Here is a 21263-nt window from a genome sequence, read left to right on the forward strand (position 1 = left end):
CGCCGACTCCCGCCGTGATCCGCCCCGAACGCGACGTTTTCAAGCCTCCGCCACCGAGGACGCTCCATGACCTTCGAATCGCTACCCGAGGGGTGGCGGGTGTGGAACGAGGAGCCGAGCGGCCGGGCCATCCTCGTCTACCGCCCCGACGTCTTCGGGACCGGCGACCTCCCGGACGAGTGCCTCCCGACGATCTACCTGACGAACGGGTCCCGCAGCGCCCGGCCCGGGTCGGGCCAGTACGCCACCGAGGAGTGGCACGTCGTTCTCTTCTTGGAGCCGGAGATCGAGGCGGTCGCGGAGACGTACGAGAGTCCCGAGGCCGGCGAGGCCGGCGCGGTCGACGTCGCGGAGCGGTTCGCCGCCGGCGACGTGGACTACCGGGCGGCGTATCAGGTGCCCCGCGAGGAGTACTTCGCCCGCCTCGACGAGTTCGTCGGCGGCGACGCCGCCGAGTGACCGTCGGGGCGGTCGCTCGACGAACTGTACACGATCGCGCATAATTTCTGACGAGAAGCAGAGGGATACGCCACGAACACGAGGATTTTTATCGACAGCGGCCCTGCCGACGCGTACATGAACGCCGGTGGGGACCACGGCGGCGACGAACCGCGAGAGAAGTGCGGGGTCGTCGGCGTCTCGCTCGAAGACCGGGAGGCCGCGCGCCCGCTGTACTACGCGCTGTACGCGCTCCAACACCGCGGGCAGGAGTCCGCGGGGATCGTCACGCACGACGGGTTCCAACAGCACAGCCACGTCCAGCGCGGCCTCGTCGGCGACGCGTTCGAGGAGGGGGACCTCGAATCGCTGTCGGGCGGCACCGGCATCGGTCACGTCCGCTACCCGACCGCCGGCAGCCTCGACAAGAGCTGCGCCCAGCCGTTCTCGGTCTCCTTCAAGTCCGGATCGCTCGGGCTCTCGCACAACGGGAACCTCGTCAACGCCGACGAGGTGCGCGAGGAGCTGGCGGCGGCCGGCCACGCGTTCACCTCCGACGGCGACACCGAGGTGATCGCCCACGACCTCGCGCGCAACCTCCTCGAAGAGGACCTCGTGCGCGCCGTCAAACACACGATGAACCGCATCCACGGCTCCTACTCGCTGGCGATCACCCACGACGACACCGTGTTGGGCGTCCGCGACCCGCTCGGCAACCGCCCGCTGTGTCTCGGCAAGATCGACGGCGGCTACGTCATCGCCAGCGAGTCCGCGGCCATCGACACGCTCGACGGCGAGCTGATCCGGGACGTGCGACCCGGCGAGCTCGTCGTCTTGGACCCCGACGGGACCGGCTACGACACGTATCAGCTGGTCGAACGCGACGCGACCGCCCACTGCTTCTTCGAACACGTCTACTTCGCCCGCCCGGACTCCGTCATCGACGAGAGCCTCGTGTACGAGGTGCGCCGCAAGCTCGGCCGGAAGCTCTGGGAGGAGTCTGGCGTCGAGTCGGACGTGGTGATGCCCGTTCCCGACTCCGGGCGCGCGTTCGCCTCCGGCTACGCCGACGCCGCGGGGGAGACCACGGCCGACGGCGAGCCGCGCGAGTCGGAGGACGGCGGCGTGGAGTTCGCGGAGGGGCTAATGAAGAACCGGTACGTGGGCCGGACGTTCATCATGCCGACCCAAGACGAGCGCGAGCGGGCGGTCCGGCTGAAGCTCAACCCGATCCGCTCGACGGTCGAGGGGAAGTCGGTCACCATCATCGACGACTCCATCGTCCGCGGGACGACCTCGACCCAGCTCGTCGACCTGGTGCGCGAGGCGGGCGCGGAGGAGGTCCACCTCCGGATCGGCGCGCCGCCGATCCTCGCCCCCTGCTACTTCGGTATCGACATGGCCACGCGCGACGAGCTGATCGCCGCCGACGCCTCGACCGAGGAGATCCGCGAGCAGGTGGGCGCGGACTCGCTGTCGTACCTCTCCGTCGACGCGGTCGCGGACGCGCTCGGCGAGAGCCGCGCGGACCTCTGTCTCGGCTGCGTCACCGGCGAGTACCCGTTCGACGTCGAGGGCGAGGCGACCGACCGCGACGTCGACGCGCCCGTTTCGGACCCGACTCCGGCGGACGACTAACCGCCGTCGCGCCCGACCCCGGCGGACGGCTAACCGCCGTCGTTCCCCTTTTGAGCGACCCGTTTCGCTTCGCTCAGTTTCTCTCCGACCGGGCGGACGCCCGACCTCCGACGCGGTGGTGTCCCGAATAAGTTCGGGTCGAATCCGACCCCTCGGGACGTATCGGGGGCTTAAATACGCTCACGATCAGACGTGGTGATATGAAATCGAACGCCGACGCGACCGCCGCGGGCGACGACGCCGGGTCGATGAGCCGTCGCGGGTTCTTCCGCGCCGGGGCCGCCGGGGCGGCGGTCGCCGCCGGAGTCGCCGCCGGGAGCGGGAGCGCGGCCGCCCAGTACGACGGCTGGCTGGAGGGTGTCAGCAACTACGACGGGACGCACGATTACACCGGACAGGACGAGGTCACCGTTCAGGTCGGGGCGGGCGAGAACGGCCTCCGGTTCGGTCCCGCGGCCATCCTCATCGATCCGGGCGCGACGGTCGTCTGGGAGTGGGCCGGCGAGGGCGGCGCGCACAACGTCGTCGCCGCCGACGAGACGTTCGACAGCGGGGAAACGGTCGCCGAGGAGGGGACCACCTTCGAGTACACCTTCGAGGACGCCGAAGAGGGCGACACGTTCAACTACTACTGTACGCCCCATCAGGGGGCCGGCATGAAAGGCGTCGTCGCGGTCGGATCCGTCGACGACGACCTCGTCGACCCGCAGACGGAAGGCGACGGCGGGGACGGGGGATCCGGCGGCGGTGCGGCCGGGTACGGCGACTGGTTCGAGAACGTCGGCAACTACGAGGGGACCCGCGACCTCCGCGGACAGAGCGAGGTGACCGTCTCCGTCGGAGCGGGCGAGAACGGCCTGCTGTTCGACCCGCCGGCCATCCTTGTCGACCCGGGTACGACGGTCGTCTGGGAGTGGACCGGGCAGGGCGGCGCGCACAACGTCGTCGAGGAGAACGAGGTCTTCTCCAGCGGAGAGACGGTCGCGGAGGAGGGATCGACCTTCGAGTACACCTTCGAGGACGCGGGCGAGGGCGACGTCTTCCGGTACGTCTGCGAGCCGCACGCCGGAGCCGGAATGAAGGGGGCCGTCGCGGTCGGGACGGTCGACGACGACCTCCTCGGCGGCGACGGCGAGTCCGGCGGCGACAGCGGCCTCTCGGCGGGCGACATCGGGGCCCTTGCGCTCGGCTTCGGGTTCGCCGGCGCGCTGCTGGTTCCGCTGTTCTACGCCGCACACCAGAAGGCCGAGAAGAACGCGTAGGGACGCCGTCGCTCGCGCGGGTCGGACGCGTCGGTGCTTTTCTGCCGTTCGCGGTCGCGGTCGGTGTCCGGTTACGGAGAATCAGGGAGAAAGCCTCGCGCTTCAGCGCGGGGCGGATGTCAACCGTTGCCGCCGCGAGTCGCGCCGCTCAGTAGAGGTGATACAGCAGCAGGTACACGCCGATCCCCATCGCGAACGAGATCAGCCAGAGGACCGCGCCGACGAACCCGACCTGCGAGTGCCGCGTGTGGTAGAGATCCTCGAACGGCCGGGTGGCGGCGAGCAGGAGCGCGTGGATGACGAACGGGACGCAGACGATCGCGAGCAGGATGTGGATCGCGAGGAACGGCAGGTAGAGATACGTGTACACCGCCTCCGGTCCGACGAACTCCGTCGTCCCGACGTGGATCAGCCGGTAGAGGTACGCGCCGAGGAAGGCCGTAAAGAGCGCGAACGAGGTCACCATGAAGTTCCGGTGGCGCTTCACGTTCCCGCGCGAGATGGCCCGCCAGCCGAGCAGGATGGTGGCGATGGCGGTCGCGGAGACGGCGGCGTTGAAATGCGGGATCGCGGCGAAGACGGCGTCGCTCGCGCGCGGAAGCGTCGAACTCGGAATGATGCCGCCGACCGCGCCGAAGACGAGCGCGAGCGCGACGGCGGACGCGGCGGCGGTCAGGACGGAGACGTTCTCGCGGGCCCAATCGGACATGTCCGTGCGGTGGGACGCGACCCCCAAACGCGTGCCGGTTGCGGCCGACGCGTTCCGGTCGCGATCGTTGAGTCGCGGGGGCGGCGCGTCGCATTCGGGTCTGCGAACGCCCGGCACGGTACTCCCGAATGGAAGGGCTTTTAATCGGGGGAAGGGTACGTGGAGTTGCGAAAAAGACCGCGAGCGTGGGTAGCCAAGCCAGGCCAACGGCGCAGCGTTGAGGGCGCTGTCCTGTAGAGGTCCGCCGGTTCAAATCCGGTCCCACGCATCGCAGGGGTCCACCCCCGAACGATGCACGGTGTTGTCTCTACGACAGCACCCACGCACAATTCCTTTCGACCGTTACACGGTAAGTGACGACGCTCTCACAGTCTGTCGTCGACCGTCGCAGGCGTTCGCTTATAAACCACAGATCGACACGAACACCACCGAAGCCCCAGCCGCGAGGACTCGATGGACTCGTTGCGGTCCTCGCTCGCGTTGCTCGCTGCGGTCCTTACGTCGTCCGTCTTCGTCCTCGCTGCTGCCCCTTCGAGTCCCACCCGACCGCGACCGCACAGCGCCTCACGCCTCCCCAGCCTCGTCGCTGGTCCCTCCGCTTCGCTCCGGGGCCAGCGACTCCCTCGCGCGTGCGACTCGCGGTCGCCCTCGGCGACCGCTCGCCGGCACGCGCCACCGCCCCGTTCATCTATAAACCGTGTCGCTCATCTCGATCCCAACCGCTCGTCCCGGCACTCGATCAGCCTTCGCGCGAACTGCCACCCTTTTAGTCGCGCCGCGTCGGAGTGAGGCGTAATGAGTACGGACGCGACCCCCGAGTACGACTACGAGGAGCTTGGGCTCGTCGCCGGCCTGGAGATCCACCAGCAGCTCGACACGGAGACGAAGCTGTTCTGCGACTCCCCGACCGTCGAGCGCGACCCCGAGGAGGCCGACCGGTCGATCACCCGGCAGCTTCACCCGACGAAGAGCGAACTCGGCGAACTCGACGACGCCGCGATGGAGGAGAGCCGCGTCGACCGCGAGTTCACCTACCTCGCGTACGACACGACCTGCCTCGTCGAGGAGGACGACGAGCCGCCCCGCCGCGTCGACGACGAGGCGCTCGCCGTGGCGCTCCAGATCGCCGACCTGCTCGACCTCTCGGTCGTCGATCAGGCCCACGTCATGCGGAAGCTCGTCATCGACGGCTCGAACACCTCCGGCTTCCAGCGCTCGATCCTGCTCGGACAGGACGGCGAGATCGAGACGGAGTCGGGATCGGTGTCGGTCGTCGACCTCATGCTCGAAGAGGAATCGGCGAAGCGCGTCAAGGAGACGGACGACGGCGTCGTCTACTCGCTGGACCGGCTCGGCGTCCCGCTCGTCGAGATCGGGACCGGCCCGGACATCCGCAGCCCCGAGGGAGCCCGGAAGGCCGCCGAGCGCATCGGGATGCTGCTCCGCTCGACGGGCGCGGTCAAGCGCGGGCTGGGGACGATCCGGCAGGACGTGAACGTCTCCATCGCCGAGGGCGCGCGCGTCGAGGTGAAAGGCGTTCAGGACCTCCAGGGGATCGAGGACATCGTCCGCGGCGAGGTGGGTCGGCAGGCCGAACTGCTCGCGATCCGCGACGAGCTCCGGGAGCGCGACGCGAGCGTCGGCGACGTCTCCGACGTGACCGACGTCTTCGCCGACACCGAGTCGGGCGTCATCCGCGGCGCGCTCGACTCGGGCGGCAAGGTGACCGCGGTCCCGCTCTACGGCTTCGACGGCCTCGTCGGCCGCGAGATCCAGCCGGACCGCCGGCTCGGCACGGAGTTCTCCGACCACGCGAAGCGCCACGGCGCGGGCGGCATCTTCCACACCGACGAGCTGCCGGCGTACGGCGTCACCGACGAGGAGGTCGCGGCGCTGCGCGACGCGGTCGACGCGGGCGACGAGGACGCGGTCGCCATCGTCGCGGCCGATCCCGAGACCGCCGACCTCGCGATCGAGGCGGCGGCGGAGCGCGCAGAGACCGCGATCGAGGGCGTCCCGGAGGAGACCCGCGGCGCGAACGACGATGGCACGACGCGGTACCTCCGCCCCCTGCCGGGAGCCGCGCGGATGTACCCCGAGACGGACGTGCCGCCGGTCGAGCCCGACCCCTCCGACGTCGAGACGCCCGAACTGCTCGACGAGAAAGCGGAACGCTACGCCGACGAGTTCGGGCTGGACGCGGGCCTCGCCGAGCAGGTCGCGTTCGGCCAGCGGTTCCCGCTGTTCGAGACCGCGGTCGAGCGCGGCGGTCGACCCCACGTTCGCGGCGTCGACCCTCGAATCGACGACGACGGAGATCCGGCGCGACGGCACGCCGGTCGAGAACCTCACCGACGACCACTTCCTCGCCCTGTTCGACCTCGTCGAGGACGGCGACCTCGCGAAAGAGGGCGTCCCGGAGGTGCTGACGACGCTCGCGGAGGACCCGTCGCTGTCCGCCGCCGAGGCCGTCGAGGAGGCGGGCCTCTCGGGCGTGAGCGAGGCGGAGGTCCGCGAGGCGGTCGTCGAGGTCGTCGAGCGCAACGCCGACCAGATCGAGGCCGAGGGGATGGGGGCGTTCTCCGGGCTGATGGGCGAGGCGATGGGCGCGCTCCGCGGGAAGGCCGACGGCGAGGTCGTCTCCGACGTGCTGCGCGAGGAGATCGGCAAGCGGTCGTAGCGCGCTCCGCGTCAGTCAGGCCCGTGCTTTACGTGTCGGGGGGTACAGATCCGACACGAGAGGGACAACCGGATGGCAGACACGCCCGCGCCCGACGCCGACGACGCGTCAGCGCCCGATCCCCCCGACAGCCCGGCCACCGCCCGAACCTCCGGCGACCGTGTCTTCGACGCCACCAACCGGTTCATTCACGGCGTCGAGGTGGCCGCGGCGGCGCTGTTCGCGCTCCTGTTCGGCATCGGGGTCGTCGACCTCGCGCTCCAGATCGCCGAGTCGGTTCCGACCGGCGCGATCACGGACCCGAACACGGTCATCGGATTCATCGAGACCGGACTGCTCCTGCTCATCATCGTCGAGGTGTACGAGACGGTCGTCGCCTACATCGAGCAGAGCGACACCCGTCGGATCGTCAGGCTGGTGATCTACACCGGCGTCATCGCGATGGTCCGGAAGGTGATCATCTACCGGACGACGGAGTACGAGTCGCCCGAGGGCGCGCTGTTCGCCGCGGTGTCGTACACGATCATCATCCTCGGACTGGTGGCGCTGCTGTACGTCGAGCGCTCGGTCGGAACCCCGCTGTCGAACTGACCACGCCACCGGTCGTCGGAAAACATCCGTCACCCAACAGTTTTAATTTCGGACGCGGAATCGGTCCTCATGAGAGAGCCGTTCGATCCGGGGTTCGACTTCGACCGCGGGACGGTCGCGGCGGTCACCGCGACGACGGTCCTCCTGTGTGCGACCGTGCTGTTCGTCGTGGACCGCCCCGCGTGGATGCTCCCGGCCGCCATCGCCGTCGGCGCGCTCGCGACGACGCTCGGCGGGTTCTACGACGCGAGCGCGAACAACGCCATCCTCGGCGTGGCGCTCGCGACGCTCCCGTTGTACGCCCTCGTGTTCGTCTATCGGATCGGGGGCGTTCCGACGCCGGACACCCACCCCGACCTGCTGTTCGCCACCGCGGTCTACTCAGCCGGCGACGTGCTCGGCTACGTCCCCATGATGGCGGTGTTCGCCTACGTCAGCGCCACCGTCACCGACCGCCTCCGGCGGCGCTTCGGGCCGCCGGTCGGTTACCCCGACCGCGGAGAGGCCCGCCGGATCACCGGTCTCGACGACGAGACGCGCTGACCGGGGCGTCGGCGGGCCGGCTCAGTCCGTCAGCTCCTCGATCAGCGTGTCGAGGTCGTACGTCGCCGGCGCGCGCGACTCGTCGCGCAGCGTGGCGATGGTGAACGTCGAGTTCGTGCGCTCGACCTCCGGGATCGCCTCGAAGTCGCTGATGAGCCGCTCGACGGTGTCCGACGAGGAGAGCCGCGCGAGGACGACGAAGTCCGTCTCGCCCATCGTGAAGAACGCCTCCGTGACGCCCTCGACCGCGAGCAGTTCGTCGGCGAACTCCTCGTACGGGCCCTCGTAGCTCGCGAGCACCTCGACGATGACGGTGACGCCGAGGCCGAGCGCCTCGTGGTCGAAGTCGTACAGGTCGTTCTCGATGACGCCGTCCTCCCGCAGGTTGTTCAGGCGGTAGTGGATCGTCGACACCGGGATTCCGGTCTCCTCGTGGAGCCGCTCGGGGCTCCCGGTGCCCAGATCCGCGATGGCCTTCAACAGCCGCACGTCGCGCTCGTCCATACCCCGCCATCGGACCCCGATCGGTTGTATATGTCGGCCGACAGGCTTGGAGTCGAGTCCAATATCCGGCGGAGACCCGACACCGAATTCGGATCTGATTCGTATGTCTGATTGTTCATCCCGATATTCGAGAGATCTAAGAGTGTAGTTTAACTATCGCCGTGTATTTCGAACGGACAACGAATGAAGCTGTCAAAGCTGCTCTCTACTCCGGAAGCCATCGTCGGCGCGTTCCTCCTCCTCGCGACGCTTTGGGGCACCTCCTTCGTCGCCATCGAGGCCGGCCTCCACTACTTCCCGCCGCTGCTTTTCGCCGGCGTCAGGTACGTCGTCGCCGGCGCGGTCGTGCTGGGCTACGCCGCGGTCGCCGCGGACCGGTGGGTCCCGCGGGGCCGGGACGAGTGGCTGGGCGTCGCCGTCGCGGGCACGTTCGTGATCGCGGCGTACCACGGCTTCCTCTACCTCGGCGAGATGCGGGTCTCCGGCGCGGTCGCCGCGGTCGTCGTGAGCCTCGCGCCGGTGCTGACGGCCGTCTTCGCGGCCGCGCTCCTCCCGAACGAACGGCTCGGTCCCGTCGAGATCGGCGGGTTCGCGCTCGGGATCGTCGGCGTGGTGGTGATCGCCGACCCGGCCGCGTCCGGACTCGGCAGCGCGGCCGTCGCCGGCGTCGCGCTCGCGTTCGCGGGCGCGGCCGCCTTCTCGCTCGGAGCCGTCCTGCTCCGCCCCCTGCGAACCGATCTCCCCGTCGCCGCGCTTCAGGGGTGGGCGATGGTCATCGGGGCCGGCCAACTGCTCGTCGCCGCCGTCGCGATCGGCGAGTCCCCGGCCGCGATCGTCTGGAACCAGACGTCGGTCGCGTCGCTCGCGTACCTGACGCTATTGTCCGGCGTCGTCGCGTTCCTTCTGTACTTCGCGCTGCTCGACGTCGTCGGCCCGTCGCAGCTCCACCTCGTCGGCTACGCGGAGCCGGTCGTCGCGGCGGTCGGGAGCTGGGTCCTGCTCGGCCACCTCGTCGACGCCGAGGCGCTGATCGGCTTCGTCGCGATCCTCGCCGGCTTCCTCGTCTTGGAACGCCACGAGATCGCCGACTACGTCGGTTTCGACGAGCTGTCCGAGTGACGGGACCGAGGGGCGTCAACCGACGGAAAGACTCCGCGACCGTCGCGGATCACTCGACGTCCCGACTCAGTCCCGCGCGCAGGTCGCGGCCGAAGTAGTGCCCGAGCAGCGCCAGTAGCAGACCGACGCCCCCGCCGACCGCGACGAGCGGGAGCCCCCACTGCGAGAGGTAGTCGATCCCGATCGGGAGGAAGCCGACGCCGAGGACGCTCGTCACCGCGCTCACCGCCCCCGCAGCGGCCCCGGCGACCCCGGTCTCCACGTACCGGCGCGTCGACGCGACGAGGCCGAACAGGAACGCGGCGACGAACACGCCGCCCGCGGTCCCGATCGCCCCGCCGATGAGCGGTATCAGGCTCCCGGCGAAGACGCCGACCGCGACCGCGAGCAGCGCGAGCGCGAAGGCCTTCCCCGAGAACCACCGCCCGGAGACTCCGATCCGTCCGGTGTCACCGGAGCGTCCGGCGTTCGCCGCGCTCGGTTCGGCGGTCGCGGGGCCGTCGGCTTCGGCGGCGGAGTCTCCTTCGCCGCCCGCGAGGTCGTCGTCGAGGAGGTCGTCGAGGTCGTCCATCGGGTCGCCCTCGGACGACTCGCGCTCCTTGGAGGGTTGCATACCGGAGCGTTCGGCCCCGCGGACTTGGCTTTTGTGCCGTCCGCCGTCGCTCGGTGGCGTGTGACGCGGTACCGCTCGCCGTTTCACCGGAAACGAGGTGTCCGGACCGGGCCGTCTCGGCGCTTATTCAGGGGCCGCTCACTCCCCGTCCGACTCCGGGTCGGGCCGTCGCCCGCCCCACACGCGCTTGTCGACGAGCGCGACCGTCATCGGGCGGTCGACCGCGATCCGACAGGAGAGCCGCGGGTAGCCGAACCGGTCGGCGAGCCGGTCGTGCCAGTGGTCGGCCGGTGGCCCCTCCCGGACGCGGACGCCGCACGTGGCGCACAAGCCCCGCCCGCCGCAGTTGAGCCGGCGCGTCGCGCGGGCGTACGGCGACAGCCCGGCGTCGAGCAGGGTTCGCCGGAGGTTTCGCCCCCGCTCGACGTCGAGCTTCGTCCGCTCGTCGCCGTCGACGACGACGAGCGGGACCGTCTCCGTCCCGCCGTCGCCCCTCTCGTCCCTCTCCCCGGTGGCGTCGCCCTCGGTCATCGTCCGCCCTTCGCGCGCCGGGCACAAAGCGTCCGGGACCCGGAACGGCTTTCGGCGTGGGCGTCGCAACGACCGGTATGGACACGCGGAGCGCGCTGCTCGACGCCCTCGCGGCCGACGACGGTCCCGTCTCCGGGCCGGCCCTCGCCGAGTCGCTCGGCGTCTCGCGGGCGGCCGTCTGGAAGGCCGTCGAGGGGCTCCGCGAGGAGGGATTCGCGGTCGAATCGACGCCGGACGGCTACGTCGCCCCCGACGACCCGGGCTACTCCGGGGCGGGCATCGCGTTCGGCCTCGACGCGCCCTACTCGGTGGAGTATCACGACCGCATCGGGTCGACGAACGAGCGGGCGCGCGAACTGGCGGCGGACGGCGCGACCGACGTCGCCGTGGTCGCCGACGAGCAGACCGGGAGCCGGGGTCGCCTCGACCGGGAGTGGGTGGCCCCCAGCGGCGGCGTCTGGCTGTCGGTCCTGACGCGTCCCGACGTGCCGACGGCGCGCGCGCCGCTCTTCACCCTCGCGGCCGCGGTGGCGACGACCGACGCCGCTCGCGAGGCCGGCGTGGACGCCGCGATCAAGTGGCCGAACGACGTGCTCGTCGGGGCCGACGGTAACGGGGGAGCGGCCGACGAGTCGGACCCGACCGGTCGCGGCGGTCGGAAGCTCGCGGGGATCCTCACGGAGATGGAGGGCGAGGCCGACCGCGTCGGCTGGCTCGTCGTCGGCGTCGGCGTCAACGCCGACATCGACCCCGAGACGCTCCCCGAGGGCGCGACCTCCGTGTCGGCCGAGCGCGACGGGCCGGTCGACCGCCGCCGGTTCGCCGCGACGCTGCTCGAACGCTACGCGGAGCTGACGGCCTCTCCCGAGGCGCTGGACCGCGTCCTCCCGGCGTGGCGCGAGCGGTCGGTCACGCTCGGCCGGCGCGTCCGCATCGACACCGCGGACGGCTCCGTGGAGGGGACCGCGGTCGACGTCGCGGGACCGGGCGCGCTCGTGGTCGACACCGACGAGAGTCGACAGCGCGTTCACGCGGGCGACTGCGAACACCTGCGCGACGCGGAGTGAGGCGTCGTGGAGGTCGACCGCGGCGCGCAGGTCGACGGCCGACCCGTCCCGGCCGTCGCGCGCTGTCAGCCCGTCTCGGTCGCGTCGAGCGCCGAGCGGTTCCCCGTCTCCGCCCCGGGCCCGGTCTCCGGTTCCACCTCGGAGTTGGTCTCCGTCTCCGCTCCCTCGGACGCCGTCGCCGACTCGGCCGCGCTCGCGGCGTCGTCGTCCCCGATCCGGACCGTCAACACCGGGACCGACGAGCCGCGGACGACCTTCTCCGCGACGCTGCCGAGGAGCAGCCGGTCGATGCCGCCGCGGCCGTGCGTTCCCATCACGACGAGGTCACAGCCCGTCTCCTCCGCCTGGGTGATGATCTCGCGGCTCGGCGACCCCTCGACGACGGCGGTCTCGACGTCGACGTCGCGGTCGGCGGCGAGGTCACAGACCGTTCCGAGCGCCGCCTCGCCGTCGTCGTACAGCAGGTCGCCGACGCCCTCCCACGTCGTCTCCATCGGCATCCCGGCGTACCGCGCGGTGTCGACCACGTAGATGGCCCGGACCGTCGCCCCGTGGACCGCGGCGAGGTCGAGCGCGTGGCACACCGCCAGCTCTCCCTCCGAGGAGCCGTCGGTCGGAACCAGAATCCGGTCGTATAGGGGCATGTTCACGTGTATCATGCCACCGACGACTGATAACTCTTTGCGGTTCTTGCCGGTTCTTCGCGGTCGTCCGGCCGCTGGCTCACGCCGGGACGTCGGGGCGCACGTACTGGCGCGCCGGGGCGCGCGTTTATCCCCTTCCCGGCCGACGGGACCGTATGACCGACGAGATCCACCTGTCCCGCGTCGAATCGGCGCTCGAAGATCACGCGTACCCCGCCGGCCGCGAGGCGCTCGCGGAGTCGTTCGCGGGCACGACGGTGCTGTTCGCCGACGGCGAGGGCGACCTGGGCGACCTGCTCGCCGACGTCGACCAGGAGACGTTCGAGAGCGCCGCCGACGCGGTCGCGGCCCTCCAGAACGTCCTCCCGATCGAGGCGGTCGGCGAGCCGGGCCAGTCCGACGGCGACGCCTGAGGGGGCGACGCTCGGTCGGCGGGCCCGGCTCCCGACCCGCGGCCGTTCGTCACCGACACCCACGCCACGCCCCGTCTCGCATCGCTTTTTACGCCGCGTCGCCCACCGGTGGTAATGAGCTACCGGATCGGACTCGTCGGCAAGCCCTCGGTGGGGAAGTCGACGTTCTTCAACGCCGCGACCATGAACGACGTGCCCGAGGGGGCGTACCCGTTCACCACGATCGACCCGACCGTCGGCGAGGCGTACGTCCGCGTCGACTGCGCCGCCCCCGAGTTCGACGAGACCTGTACGCCGAGCGTCGGCGTCTGCCGCGAGGGAACCCGCTTCGTGCCCGTGAAGCTCGTCGACGTGGCGGGGCTCGTCCCGGGCGCACACGAGGGGCGCGGGCTGGGCAACCAGTTCCTCACCGACCTCAACGAGACGGACGTGTTGATCCACGTCGTCGACTTCTCCGGGAAGACCGACATCGAGGGCGAGGCGACCGAGGGCCACGACCCCCGCGAGGACATCGACTTCCTGGAGGAGGAGCTCGACGCGTGGTACCTCGACGTGTTGGAGAAGGGATTAGAGAAGTTCGAGACGCGGTACCACGGGGCCGACGCCGCCATCGAGACGGAACTCGCCGACCAGATGTCCGCGTTCGGAACCGACAAAGACCGGATGAAACGCACCATCCTCGCGCAGGACCTCGAACTCGACCCGGAGACCTGGGACGAGACGGACCGGATCGAGCTGGCCCGCGAGATCCGGAAGCGCACGAAGCCGATGGTGATCGCCGCCAACAAGATGGACACGCCCGAGGCGCAGGCCAACTGGGAGGCGATCACGTCGGACCCCGACTACGACCACCTCTCCTTTGTCCCCGCCTCCGCCCACGCCGAGAAGGCGCTGAAGAACGCCGACGACGCGGGCGTCGTCGACTACACGCCGGGCGCGAGCGACTTCGAGGTCGTCGGCGACGTCTCCGGCGAACAGGAGGCGGGGCTCGATCGGATCAACGAGTTCGTCACCGAGTACGAGGGAACCGGGGTCCAGGGAGCGCTCGAATCCGCCGTCTTCGACGTCCTGGGCTGTATCGCCGTCTTCCCGGGCTCCGCGAACGGGAGCAAAGACGAGAAGGGCGTGTTCCGCGACTGCTTCATCCTCCCCGAGGGGTCGACCACCGAGGACTTCGCGTACCACATCCACTCGGACATCGGCGAGGGGCTCCTCCACGGCACCGACTGCCGGAGCGGCCGGCAGGTCGGGACGGACCGCGAACTCAGCCACCGCGACGTGATCGAACTGGTCTCGACGAACCAGGCCGCGCCCTGACCGGCTAGAACGGCGCGGTCCCGTCGCCGCCGCGCTCCGTCTCGGGGCCGAACCCGACCGCCGGCGTCGGGTCGCCTCCCTCGCTCTCCGCGACCGCGTCGGGGACCGGCTCGTACCCGTCCGGGCCGTGCCGGGCGAACTCGCTATCGTACCTCTGGAGGTATCGTATCTGCCGTGGATCTAAGCGGTATATCGAGCCGAGGAGGAACTCGACCTCGTCGACGATCTCCTTCACCCCCTTCGCCCCTCGGTAACCGATGTCGCCGCTCGACTCCACGTGCCCGGCCAGTCCCGCTTCGAGGAGGTCGGCGTAGTGTCGAATCAGCGGTCGCCAGGGGGCCAACTCCGACCGCGCGGGGACCGGGAACCGCCGGAACCGACTCTTCCCGAAGTCCTGCATGTTCCCGTAGGTCATGTGGTAGCCGTACAGCAGCGAGCTGTTCGCCGCCAGATACGCGAAGTCGCGCGCGGCCTCGGTCGGGAAGCGGTACTCCTTCATGTTGTTCAGGTCGTCGCCGCCCCTGGTCGCCACCAGCCAGTAGTTGAACGAGCGACGGTGGCGGACGCGGTACGGCGAGTCGTCGACCTCCCAGTCGCCGAGCGTCCGCGGAATCTCCGAGAGGCGTTCGAGGATGCCGCGTTTCGTCTCGTCGCCCACCTTCGGGAACGCGTCGAAATCGCCTCTCTGGTCGCCTCCGATCCGATCGCGGAGGATCAGATCGCCGGCCGGGCTCAGGTCGTGCGACCTGATCGTCGCCTCGCGCGACTCGGCGGTGAACCTGAGGAAGTCGCTCGACCGGATCGCTCCGGACGACGTCTCGGAGCCCTCCGCGCTCCCGTCGCCCGACCCGACCGGCCGACCGGTGAGTATCGTCGGGTTGATCTCGACGCGGCTCCCCGACCGGTCGAACATCTGCGACGGGCGTCGGGCGAACGAGGAGACCTCGGCGGACTCGAACCCGTCGGTGATGAGGTCGTGTTCGGCCCCGCGCTCGCTGCTCGACAACAGGCCGACGGTCACGACGTTTCCGAAGAAGCCGTCCGCGGACAACAGGTCGAGTTCGCGTTCGACGAAGTTGCCCGCGATCTCGCCGCTGCGTAGCTCTTCGTACCCCTCTCCGGTCTCCATCGGCGTCAGGAGGCGCTTCTCGCCGTCGGTCAGCAGGTCCCCGTACGGAGGGTTCCCGAGGACGACGTCGAAATCGAGCGCGTACCCGGCGTCGGTCTCCGTGACCGCCTCCGGAAACTCGGCGATCCAGTGGAACGGTCGCCCCGCGATGTCCGCTAGGTCACAGGGGAGCGGTCGTCGCTCGACCTCCGCGAAGACGACGTCCTCGTCCAGCACGTCTCCGAGGTCACGGACGAGCCGATCTCGCGGTTCGTCGGACCCCATCTCCAGCGCCCGCTCGCGCTCGCCGACATCTAAGTTCGCCGTGGTTCCGGTGCGGAACACGTCGAAGCCCGCGGCCTCGAGGGCCGACCGCTGTGCCGCCGAGAACTCCCCGCCGCCGGCCGGTCTCGCCTTGACGTGCCGGACGTTCGGACGGACTTCCTCGGAGCCCGGTATCGAGTCGACGAGGCGACGGAACTCCTCGCGGCTCTCGACGCCTTCGTCGACGACCGTCTCGGACAGGCGCGAAACGTACCGCTCGTCTAATTCCGCCCGAACGTTTCCGGTCAGGGAGCCGCGTCGCTCCTCTCGGGCGTCCCCCTCGGTGTCCGCGTCGAACTTGTACGCCAGCCGCCGTTGCTCGATCTCGGCGATGTCGTCTCCTCGGACCTCTGTGACTTCGTCTCCCCGGACTTCGGTTCGGTCCGCGCCGCCGGTGACGGGGAAGCCGACCAGCGCGTTCCCGTGCGCGACGTTCGCGTCGACGTTCGGGAGCCGCGCGTACGACGACTTCCACCCGTTGTCCTCGATCACTTTGAGCCACAGGCGGAGCCGAGCGACCTCGGTCGCGGCCTCGTGAACGTCGACGCCGTAGACGCCGGTCAACGCGAGTTCGCGCTTCGCCTCGTACCGGGCCTCGGCGGACGGCTCGTCGCCGTCGTTGAGACCGGCGAGCAGATCGACCTGCGCGCGGTGGAGCCGGTCCATCGCCGTCGTGAGGAAGTGGCCGGAGCCGCACGCGGGGTCGACCACCCGGAGCTCCGTCACGCTTTCCAGAGCCGCCTCGATCGCGTCCGGTTCGTCGAACGGGACCGCGATCTCCGCGGACTCGTCCCTCTCGTCTCGCCGGAGGACGAGTCGCTTCCGCGCCGAGAAGCGGTCGAGTATCGCTCCCAGCCCCAGCCGGTCCAAGTGATTTCGAACGGCCTCGCGCTCGTCCGCGTCGTCGAACCGATCGAGGAGGGCTCCGGTGACGGCCGCTTCGATCGCCGGCTCGACCGTTCTCTCCGTTACCCGCTCCGTGACGTCCGACGGCGTGTATATCGCCCCCAGCTCCTGCTTCTGGAGTCCGACGTCGGGCTTCGCGCCGAGGTGGTTGATCACCTTCTCGAAGACGGCCCCGATGACCGACGGGTCGAGGGTTCCGTCCGTCGTCAGCGAGTCCCCCCTCTCCGCGTCCTCCTCGCCCAGCCCTTCGACGATCCGCTTCAAGATCCCGTCTTCCACGTCGTACGCCGCCTCGTTCGGGACGGCGGAGCGGAACAGCCCGTCGTTGAGGCACGGCACCCGATCGCGCCGCGAGTCCGCGTCTCGGAGCTCCGGCGGTCGCTCCGACTTCGGCGTGCTCAGCAGGTCGACGAACAGCGGTCGGATCTCCGACTCGTAGAGGCTCCGCGGCGGGTCAGACGCCTCGTACCGCCCGACCCGTCCGGCCAGGAATCCGCGTTCGATCCCGGCCACGTCCCGCTGTTCGAGGACGCTGACGAAGAGCAGCCGGTTCGCGAGCGCGAGCGCGAACCGCCGCCGCTCGGACTCCGGAGTCGACTCGTCCGGCGGCGAGATCGACGCGAGGAGGTTCGTCTCGAACGAGTGTTCCGCCCCCTCGCCGAACAGCAGTTCGACGTACCGGTCGTAGAACCCCTCGACCTCTCGTCGCCGCCGTTCCCGCCGCTCTCGGGGGATCCGCCGCAGACGCCGGTCGAGGTTCGCGCGACCGAACTGCGCCTCGAATCCAGTCGCCGTCCAGTCCGGCTCGCGGCGAGGGCGCGGAAGGGCGTCGAGCGCGGCCGCCGCGTCTCCGGACCCGGACGCCGCCAGCCTCACGTCTTCCAGCGCGTCGCGCACGGCGTCGCGGTCGGCCTCTGCGCCGGTCGCGTCCACGTCGGAGGGAAGGGCCGCCTCGTCGAGGTACCCCGAGCCGACGGCCGCGGCCAGCAGCGCCTGTCGAGTGTCGACCGCGGCGACGACCGGATACCGGGTGGCGTCCCCCCGCGCCTCGGCCCCGTGTAGCCGCCAGACGACCCCGTCCGTGGCGATACCGTATTCCTCGTCCCTGAACGGGCCGACGGACTCCTCGACGCCGTCGCTCGCCGCCGCTATCTCGCCGATCGCTCTCGCTTCGCCGACGACCGCCCTGTCGACCTTCGCGATCCGGAAGTCGGGGGCCGTCGCGCTCGGTCCGGCCCGCTCTTCCGCCGGATCGCCGAGCCGGAGGTCGGCCGCGTCGAGCAGCGGCCGGACGAGCCTCTCCTCGGTGAACGCCTCCGGCTCGCAGTCGAGATCGAAGTCGCTGAGAGGTCGTTCGCCGGTGAGGATCGCTTCGAGCGCCTGCCGGCCGACCGCGTCGTGGAGGTCGGCGACGAACGCCTCGAAGACCGCACGGATCGCGGCGGTCGCCGAGTCGGTCATACCGCCGCACGGGGGCGCGACGGAGACTCCGAGAGATCCATTCGGTACGGCCCTTCCGTCGGACTCGCCTTAGTGCTACTGTCCGCGTCGATTTCGGCGACCGAATCGGAGACCGCGGGAGTCTCAGTCGCACGCGACGACGAAACCGACGCCGCGGCCGAGACCGCCGAGCTTTCGACCGGGAGGCAGGGGCACGCCCGCGACGGTCAGTTCGGGTCGAGATCGAGCGTGCCGCAGTCTCGACAGCGGTACACCCCCGCGTCGGTCCGGTCGGGCACGCGGAACTCGTGGCCGTTCGCGCAGACGCCGCCCGCGTCGAACGCCTCGTCGCTCGGTTCGAGATCCGTCGACTCGCAGGCCGGGCAGCCGAACGCGCCGTGGCCCAACTGCGTCGGCTCGACGAAGTAGTGGCCCTTTCGGCAGCGGCCGGCGTCCTCGACGCCGTCCGTGCCCGGCGAGACGTTCTTGACGTTGCACTTCGGGCAGTAGTAGGTCCCGTCGCCGGCCTGCTTCGGCGACGCGAAGTAGTGCCCGTTCGCGCAGCTACCCCCGTTGTCGAAGGGATCCATACCCGCCCCACGGAGAACTGTGTGTAAATTGCTGTGGTCGGGATCGTTCAGGTATTTCGAAACGAGCCGACGCCGGGCGGTGTGGTGGTCGGTTCGCCGTGGAGCTCGCGGGAGTACGGCGTCCGGTCGAGCCACTCGACCAGCTCCTCCAGGCGGTCACGTTGTTAGCGCACGTGGACAGTAAAATCCAAAGAATCCCGCCGTCCACAGAACGCGCCCCGGTCACTCCGGCTGATACGGGTCGGTTGCGACGTCGAGGCGGGAGCCGCTCTCGGCGGCGTCGAAGTCGTCGTCGAACGCGTAGAGGTATTCGAGCCCCTCCGTCTCCGTGTACGCGACGATACAGGCGTCGACGAGCGAGAACCCCTCGTGCCGCCGGAAGCGGCCTTTCGCGGTTGCGAACGCGTCCGCCGTCAGGGAGTCGATGTGAAGCCGCGAGTTCTCCTCGACCCGATCGAGGAAGTCGACGGCGGCCTCGTGGCCCGCGTGCGTCGTCAGCCCGTTGAGCGTCTCCGCGAGCACGTAGTCGAGGATCACCGCCTCCGGGAGGTCACCGCTGTCGATTCCCCTGAGGATCGGAAGGGCGTCGTCGTGTGCGCTGTCCCGGCGGTACGCGGCCGCGAAGAGGACGCTCGTGTCGACGAGAGCGCGGGGCATCTATTCGATGTCGACGCCCCAAGCGTCGTGTTCGCTCGTGGCGTCCGTCTCCTGACCGCCGTCGTACCCGTCGAAGTCGCTGAACGTCCCCTTGCGCCGTTGGACGACCTGAACGCGGAGCGTCCCGTCGTCCTCGATGTTCCAGCGGAGCGTGTCGCCGTCGTCGATGTCCAGTTCGCGACGGATGCGGGCGGGAATGTTGGCTTGGTTCCCCGAGACCTTGCTCTCGGAATCGATGCCTTCGCTACTCATACGCGATCGTATGGCACCATCACGGATAATAGTGTGTCGCCACACTACGGCTCGAGAACACGGCTCAGGAACCCGTCCATGAGGGTTCGGTGTTGCTGAGAGAGCCGCGCTCGGTGATCTGTTCGGATTGCGACTTTGGACTTCCTTCTCAGGAGTGGTAGAATACCGAAATTGGGTGGCTGGGGAGTCCCAGCCCACCAATCTCGCACGGCCAAAGACCGTGCGCGTTGTAGGTGGGCCAACACGGATTTGAACCGTGGACCTCCCGGTTATCAGCCGAGCGCTCAACCTGACTGAGCTATTGGCCCAGGTGAGCGCATTCAGTCGTTACGCGGGTAGGATTTTAAGGGTTTCCTTTCGGGAGCCGCCCGCCGTGTGGCGGTTTCACGGGGTCTCGGCGAGGGCCGCGCCGTCAGTCGGTTCCCTTCTGCTCCTCCTCTTCGACGGTGAAATCCACGTCGACGACGTCGTCGTCCGCGGCAGCGCCGCCGGGGTCCGCGCCTCCCGCGGCCCCGCTGTCTCCGTCGCCGCCGGAGAACCCGTCGGGACCGCCGCCGGAACCACCGTCAGGACCGCCGCCGGGGAAGCCGCCACCCCCCATCGAGAAGCCGCCCTCGCCGTCGTTCGGGAAGCCGCCGATGTAGACGTTGCCGGAGAGGAACCCGTCCGTCTCCTTCTCGATGTACGGGACGACGACGTACTTCTTCAGGGCCATTCGGATCGGGACCCGGGAGAGCGGGAGCGCGAGCAGGAAGCCGACCGCGTCGGTGACGAGTCCCGGCGTGAGCAGGAACGCGCCCGCCGCGATCAACAGCCCGCCGTCGAGCAGTTCGTCGGTCGGGGGCGCGCCCCGCGCCAGCTTCCGCTGGATCCGCCCGAGGGTGGCCCGGCCCTCGGCGCGGAGGAGGAGCATCCCGAGGACGGCCGTCAACACGACGAGCGCGACCGTCGCCGGCCACCCGAGCCGCGTCGCGACCACGATCAGGAACAGCGCGTCCACGAGGGGGACGACGAGGAGCAGCGCGAGCAGCGTTCGCGGGCGCATACCCCCGCCTTCCCGCCGGGCCCCCATAGCCCTTTTCGTCGCGGGCGGGGGTCGGGGCGATCTCGGGCTCGCGCTCGTCTCCGCCGCGCGTCGCCGGTCGCGTCCGCCGCGACCGCCACGGCTTTGCCCGCCCGGTTCGAGCCGGCGGTATGGACATCGTCGGCGCGCTCGGCCGCGACCCGCCCGACCGCGAGTCGCTCCCGCGGTGGGTCGCGCCCCTCCCGAAGCGGCTGGAGGACGTCGCCTTCCGGTTCGCGTGGGTCATCGTCGCCATCAACCTCGTCGGCACCGCCTTCGGCTTCTGGTACTACCGGTTCCAGTTTCAGGCCCTGCCGACCGAGGCGTGGGTCTTCATTCCAGACAGCCCCGGCGCGACGCTGCTCATCGCCTCGGCGCTTGGCGCGTGGGCGCTCGGTCGGTCGAGCGACACGCTCGCCGCCCTCGCGTTCTTCGGCAACGTCAAGCTGGGGCTGTGGACGCCGTACGTCCTCGTCGTCTTCTACCCGCAGTTCCTCGCGAACTCGGGCCCGGCGCTGTACGCGTTCCTCCTCGTGAGCCACCTCGCGATGGTCGTTCAGGCGTTCGTCCTCCACCGCATCACGGACTTCCCGCTCCGCGCCGTCGCGGTCGCGACCGCGTGGTACACCGTCGACCTGCTGATGGACTACTTCGTCCCCGTCACCGGCGAGGTGACCCACACCGCGCTCCCGTACGCGGACGCCGAGCCGTGGTTCACCACCACGGTGTTACAGGTCGCGGCGGCCGGCGCGGTCGTGCTCACCGTGATCCCGCTGTTCTGGACGCTCGGAACCCGGATCGCGAGCCTTCGGAGTCGCGCGAGCGACGCCGGACCGTGACCGGATCCGCCGCCC

20 protein-coding genes, 2 tRNA genes and 1 pseudogene are annotated in these 21263 nt (G+C 70.0%); 12 read left to right on the plus strand and 11 right to left on the minus strand.

What is annotated here, in order from left to right; genetic code table 11:
- The first annotated feature begins 66 nt into the window (after positions 1-66).
- The 3 genes from NAF06_RS12310 (at position 67) to NAF06_RS12320 (ending at position 3338) form a co-directional block, all read left to right on the plus strand.
- Positions 67-459: a DUF5820 family protein gene (locus NAF06_RS12310; RefSeq protein WP_008580760.1), complete on the plus strand. Its 393-nt coding sequence runs from the start codon at positions 67-69 to the stop codon at positions 457-459.
- 117 nt (positions 460-576) lie between these two features.
- The gene (purF, locus tag NAF06_RS12315; RefSeq protein ID WP_008580762.1) at positions 577-2076 is read left to right on the plus strand and encodes an amidophosphoribosyltransferase; all 1500 of its coding nucleotides are present in this window, start codon (positions 577-579) and stop codon (positions 2074-2076) included.
- 200 nt (positions 2077-2276) lie between these two features.
- Positions 2277-3338: a halocyanin domain-containing protein gene (locus NAF06_RS12320; protein WP_008580764.1), complete on the plus strand. Its 1062-nt coding sequence runs from the start codon at positions 2277-2279 to the stop codon at positions 3336-3338.
- A gap of 148 nt (positions 3339-3486) precedes the next feature.
- Here the strand turns inward: NAF06_RS12320 and NAF06_RS12325 are convergent, their stop codons facing one another.
- Positions 3487-4047 carry a DUF420 domain-containing protein gene (locus NAF06_RS12325; RefSeq protein ID WP_008580766.1) on the minus strand — a complete coding sequence of 187 codons (561 nt, stop codon included), beginning with the start codon at positions 4045-4047 and terminating at the stop codon, positions 3487-3489.
- A gap of 183 nt (positions 4048-4230) precedes the next feature.
- On the opposite strand from NAF06_RS12325, the gene NAF06_RS12330 reads away from it, so the two are divergent.
- The 4 genes and pseudogenes from NAF06_RS12330 (at position 4231) to NAF06_RS12345 (ending at position 7861) form a co-directional block, all read left to right on the plus strand.
- Positions 4231-4315, plus strand: a tRNA-Leu gene (locus NAF06_RS12330).
- Between the two features lie 527 nt (positions 4316-4842).
- Positions 4843-6727: pseudogene (gatE, locus tag NAF06_RS12335) on the plus strand (Glu-tRNA(Gln) amidotransferase subunit GatE).
- Positions 6728-6799: 72 nt separating this feature from the next.
- Entirely contained in the window at positions 6800-7318 is a 519-nt protein-coding gene (locus NAF06_RS12340) for a phosphate-starvation-inducible PsiE family protein (protein WP_008580769.1), read from the plus strand.
- A 69-nt stretch (positions 7319-7387) separates the two neighbouring features.
- Positions 7388-7861 carry a hypothetical protein gene (locus tag NAF06_RS12345; protein WP_008580771.1) on the plus strand — a complete coding sequence of 158 codons (474 nt, stop codon included), beginning with the start codon at positions 7388-7390 and terminating at the stop codon, positions 7859-7861.
- Positions 7862-7882: 21 nt separating this feature from the next.
- Here NAF06_RS12345 and NAF06_RS12350 read toward each other — a convergent pair whose 3' ends face one another.
- Positions 7883-8365, minus strand: a complete 483-nt coding sequence (locus NAF06_RS12350) for an Lrp/AsnC family transcriptional regulator (RefSeq protein ID WP_008580773.1) — start codon at positions 8363-8365, stop codon at positions 7883-7885.
- A 183-nt stretch (positions 8366-8548) separates the two neighbouring features.
- On the opposite strand from NAF06_RS12350, the gene NAF06_RS12355 reads away from it, so the two are divergent.
- A complete protein-coding gene (locus NAF06_RS12355; protein WP_008580775.1) occupies positions 8549-9484 on the plus strand; it encodes a DMT family transporter in 936 nt (311 codons plus the stop codon).
- A gap of 49 nt (positions 9485-9533) precedes the next feature.
- Here the strand turns inward: NAF06_RS12355 and NAF06_RS12360 are convergent, their stop codons facing one another.
- Positions 9534-10097: a hypothetical protein gene (locus NAF06_RS12360; RefSeq protein WP_008580777.1), complete on the minus strand. Its 564-nt coding sequence runs from the start codon at positions 10095-10097 to the stop codon at positions 9534-9536.
- A 138-nt stretch (positions 10098-10235) separates the two neighbouring features.
- Complete coding sequence (locus NAF06_RS12365; protein ID WP_008580779.1) at positions 10236-10628, minus strand: 2Fe-2S iron-sulfur cluster-binding protein; 393 nt, start codon at positions 10626-10628, stop codon at positions 10236-10238.
- Between the two features lie 77 nt (positions 10629-10705).
- On the opposite strand from NAF06_RS12365, the gene NAF06_RS12370 reads away from it, so the two are divergent.
- Positions 10706-11695, plus strand: coding sequence for a biotin--[acetyl-CoA-carboxylase] ligase (locus NAF06_RS12370; RefSeq protein ID WP_008580781.1), 990 nt, complete (start codon positions 10706-10708; stop codon positions 11693-11695).
- Positions 11696-11760: 65 nt separating this feature from the next.
- Here the strand turns inward: NAF06_RS12370 and NAF06_RS12375 are convergent, their stop codons facing one another.
- Entirely contained in the window at positions 11761-12339 is a 579-nt protein-coding gene (locus NAF06_RS12375; protein WP_049908507.1) for a universal stress protein, read from the minus strand.
- A 155-nt stretch (positions 12340-12494) separates the two neighbouring features.
- Here NAF06_RS12375 and NAF06_RS12380 point away from each other — a divergent pair, with 155 nt between their 5' ends.
- Together NAF06_RS12380 and NAF06_RS12385 are read left to right on the plus strand one after the other, a co-directional pair.
- Positions 12495-12752 carry a DUF5789 family protein gene (locus tag NAF06_RS12380; RefSeq protein ID WP_008580786.1) on the plus strand — a complete coding sequence of 86 codons (258 nt, stop codon included), beginning with the start codon at positions 12495-12497 and terminating at the stop codon, positions 12750-12752.
- Between the two features lie 114 nt (positions 12753-12866).
- On the plus strand, positions 12867-14069 hold the full coding sequence (locus tag NAF06_RS12385; protein WP_008580787.1) for a redox-regulated ATPase YchF: 1203 nt from the start codon (positions 12867-12869) through the stop codon (positions 14067-14069).
- Between the two features lie 4 nt (positions 14070-14073).
- Here NAF06_RS12385 and NAF06_RS12390 read toward each other — a convergent pair whose 3' ends face one another.
- The 6 genes from NAF06_RS12390 to NAF06_RS12415 form a co-directional block, all read right to left on the minus strand.
- Positions 14074-17868 carry an Eco57I restriction-modification methylase domain-containing protein gene (locus NAF06_RS12390; RefSeq protein WP_008580789.1) on the minus strand — a complete coding sequence of 1265 codons (3795 nt, stop codon included), beginning with the start codon at positions 17866-17868 and terminating at the stop codon, positions 14074-14076.
- 206 nt (positions 17869-18074) lie between these two features.
- Complete coding sequence (locus NAF06_RS12395; RefSeq protein ID WP_008580792.1) at positions 18075-18437, minus strand: hypothetical protein; 363 nt, start codon at positions 18435-18437, stop codon at positions 18075-18077.
- Positions 18438-18659: 222 nt separating this feature from the next.
- Entirely contained in the window at positions 18660-19094 is a 435-nt protein-coding gene (locus tag NAF06_RS12400) for a PIN domain-containing protein (protein WP_008580794.1), read from the minus strand.
- Positions 19095-19346, minus strand: coding sequence for an AbrB/MazE/SpoVT family DNA-binding domain-containing protein (locus tag NAF06_RS12405; protein WP_008580796.1), 252 nt, complete (start codon positions 19344-19346; stop codon positions 19095-19097). It lies immediately after the preceding gene.
- A gap of 234 nt (positions 19347-19580) precedes the next feature.
- Positions 19581-19654, minus strand: a tRNA-Ile gene (locus tag NAF06_RS12410).
- A 104-nt stretch (positions 19655-19758) separates the two neighbouring features.
- A complete protein-coding gene (locus tag NAF06_RS12415) occupies positions 19759-20391 on the minus strand; it encodes an FxsA family protein (protein ID WP_008580797.1) in 633 nt (210 codons plus the stop codon).
- A gap of 149 nt (positions 20392-20540) precedes the next feature.
- Here NAF06_RS12415 and NAF06_RS12420 point away from each other — a divergent pair, with 149 nt between their 5' ends.
- Positions 20541-21248 (plus strand): DUF1405 domain-containing protein, encoded by a 708-nt coding sequence (locus NAF06_RS12420; protein WP_008580799.1) that lies wholly within the window; start codon positions 20541-20543, stop codon positions 21246-21248.
- The last annotated feature ends 15 nt before the right edge of the window (positions 21249-21263 follow it).

This window comes from Halorubrum hochsteinianum, assembly GCF_023702125.1.
Classification (GTDB): domain Archaea; phylum Halobacteriota; class Halobacteria; order Halobacteriales; family Haloferacaceae; genus Halorubrum; species Halorubrum hochsteinianum.